Source organism: Hydrogenophaga sp., assembly GCF_041633695.1.
Taxonomy (GTDB): Bacteria; Pseudomonadota; Gammaproteobacteria; order Burkholderiales; family Burkholderiaceae_C; genus Hydrogenophaga.
Genome location: NZ_JBFJMY010000550.1, coordinates 1 through 2,480 on the forward strand (window position 1 = coordinate 1; position 2,480 = coordinate 2,480).

The 2,480-nt window shown below is 60.2% G+C and carries 3 protein-coding genes; 1 reads left to right on the top strand and 2 read right to left on the bottom strand.

Features of this window, described 5'->3' with window-relative positions; translation table 11 throughout:
- Together ABYB95_RS21520 and petA are read right to left on the bottom strand one after the other, a co-directional pair.
- Nucleotides 1-1,157 (bottom strand): cytochrome bc complex cytochrome b subunit (locus ABYB95_RS21520; RefSeq protein ID WP_372661746.1); only part of this gene is annotated, 1,157 nt, incomplete at its 3' end.
- A 47-nt stretch (nt 1,158-1,204) separates the two neighbouring features.
- Nucleotides 1,205-1,813 (bottom strand): ubiquinol-cytochrome c reductase iron-sulfur subunit, encoded by a 609-nt coding sequence (gene petA, locus ABYB95_RS21525; protein ID WP_372661749.1) that lies wholly within the window; start codon nt 1,811-1,813, stop codon nt 1,205-1,207.
- Nucleotides 1,814-2,071: 258 nt separating this feature from the next.
- Between petA and mscL the strand changes: the two genes are divergently transcribed.
- On the top strand, nt 2,072-2,480 hold a 409-nt coding region (mscL, locus tag ABYB95_RS21530; RefSeq protein ID WP_372661752.1), incomplete at its 3' end, for a large conductance mechanosensitive channel protein MscL.

A 2,480-nucleotide genomic window follows, 5' to 3' on the forward strand; every position in this document is an offset into this window, starting at 1 on the left:
AGCCAGGGCAGGAAGAACAGGATGATGACCGCACCACCCATGGCCACCACGCCCCAGAACTTGGCGTCAATGGCAAACAGCAAGGCCACCAGAACCACGGCGCCGCCCAGGATGCCGACCTTGACGAGACCGTTCAACTTTGCTTTGAGCACACCCAGCACGGCACCCAGCACGACGCAGGCCATCAAGGCATAGGTCATTTCGGAAGTGATGGCACGCAGCATTGAATAGAACGGCGTGAAATACCAGACCGGGGCGATGTGCAGCGGCGTCACCAGCGGATCGGCCGGGATGAAGTTGTTGAACTCCAGGAAGTAGCCGCCGAATTCGGGCGCGAAGAAGATGATGGCCGAGAACACCATCAGGAACAGCGAGACGCCAAAGATGTCGTGCACGCTGTAATAAGGGTGGAAAGGCACGCCATCCAGCGGAATACCTTTGGCGTCTTTGGTGTCCTTGATCTCCACACCGTCGGGGTTGTTGGAGCCCACTTCGTGCAAGGCGATGATGTGCGCCACCACCAGCCCCAGCAAGACCAGCGGCACGGCAATGACGTGGAAGCTGAAGAAGCGGTTCAGCGTGGCGTCGCCCACCACGAAGTCACCACGGATCAGCAAGGCCAGATCGGGGCCGATGAAGGGGATGGCGGAAAACAGGTTCACGATCACCTGCGCGCCCCAGTAGCTCATCTGGCCCCAGGGCAGCAGATAGCCCATGAAAGCCTCGGCCATGAGCACCAGGAAAATGGCGCAACCAAAGACCCAGACCAGCTCACGCGGCTTGCGGTACGAACCGTAGATGAGGCCCCGGTACATGTGCAGGTAAACCACCACAAAGAAGGCGCTGGCGCCGGTGGAGTGCATGTAGCGGATCAGCCAGCCCCAGGGCACGTCGCGCATGATGTACTCGACGGAGGCGAACGCCAGGCTCGCATCGGGCTTGTAGTGCATCACCAGAAAAATGCCGGTGACGATCTGGATCACCAGCACCAGCAGCGCCAGCGAGCCGAAGATGTACCACCAGTTGAAGTTCTTGGGGGCGTAGTACTCGGCCATGTGCTCGTTGAAGAGCTTGGACAAGGGAAAGCGGTTGTCGATCCAGTTGAGCGTTTTTTCGCTCAACGGCGCGTCTGGAGATACTTGTTTGAATTCAGCCATGGTTGCCTCTGTGGTCGGTTGTCTGCTGGGTGAGAGTGGTCAGCAGATCAGGCTTTTTTGTCTTCGCCGATCATCAACATGTTGTCGGACAGGTAGTAGTGCGGAGGCACTTCCAGGTTGTCCGGCGCCGGCTTGTTCTTGAACACACGGCCCGCCAGATCGAAGGTCGAGCCGTGGCAAGCACAGAGGAATCCACCTGGCCAGTCGGCCGGCAGCGAAGGCTGCGCGCCGGGCGTGAACTTGTCGCCTGGGGAGCAACCCAGATGGGTGCAAATGCCGATCGCGACCAGCACTTCGGGCTTGATCGAGCGGTGGCGGTTCTTGGCGTATTCCGGCGTGGGGAAGGCGTTGCGCTCGGAGTTCGGGTCGGCCAACAAGGGCTCATCCGTTTCCAGCGAGGCCAGTTGCTCGGGCGTGCGGCGCATGATCCAGACGGGCTTGCCGCGCCATTCCACCACCTTTTTTTCACCCGGCTGAACACCGGAGATATCCACTTCAATCGCGGCGCCCGCAGCCTTGGCTTTTTCGGACGGCTGGAAGCTGCTCACAAACGGAACTGCAACCGCAGCGGCACCCACGCCACCCATGGCGCAGGAGGTGATCAGCCAAGTGCGGCGGCTGTTATCGACAGTCGGGGCGACGGTTGCTTCACTCATGGGGATCTTTCAATGAGAGTTCGAGACGGGGTTCACTAGGGACAACCCTGCATTGTACCGGACGGTAACAGGGTCATTTCCCGCGCGCGGGCGTATCGGCGCTTGGGCAGGACACGGCGAACGCTCGTATGGATATGGGTGCATCCGCGACACCCGGGTGCGGTATTTGGGATTGCCCGGCCAACTCGGGTGTCCGCATGCGCCTTTCGGCGCGCGGTGGTGTCAAATAGTGGCTTGAACAACCGTCTGGAGACACCCATGAGCATGATGCAGGAATTCAAGGAATTTGCCGTCAAGGGCAATGTGATCGACTTGGCCGTCGGTGTGATCATCGGTGGCGCCTTTGGCAAAATCGTCGCCTCGCTGGTCGACGACGTGATCATGCCCATCGTCGGTGCGATTTTCGGCAACCTCGATTTCACCAATCTGTACATCGCCATGGGCAAAGTGCCCGACGGCACCGCGCCAACCCTGGCGGCCCTGAAGGAAGCCGGCGTACCCACGCTGGCCTACGGCAACTTCATCACGGTGGCCATCAACTTCATCATCCTGGCGTTCATCATCTTCTTGATGGTCAAGCAGGTGAACCGGCTGAAGAAAGCCGAAGCAGCCGCGCCCGCCGCACCTGCGCCGACGCCCGAAGACGTGTTGCTGCTGCGCGAAATCC

What these genes read in the sequence shown, in the direction of transcription:
- petA (WP_372661749.1), bottom strand. Translation starts at nt 1,813, where the DNA reads ATGAGTGAAGCAACCGTCGCCCCGACTGTCGATAACAGCCGCCGCACT.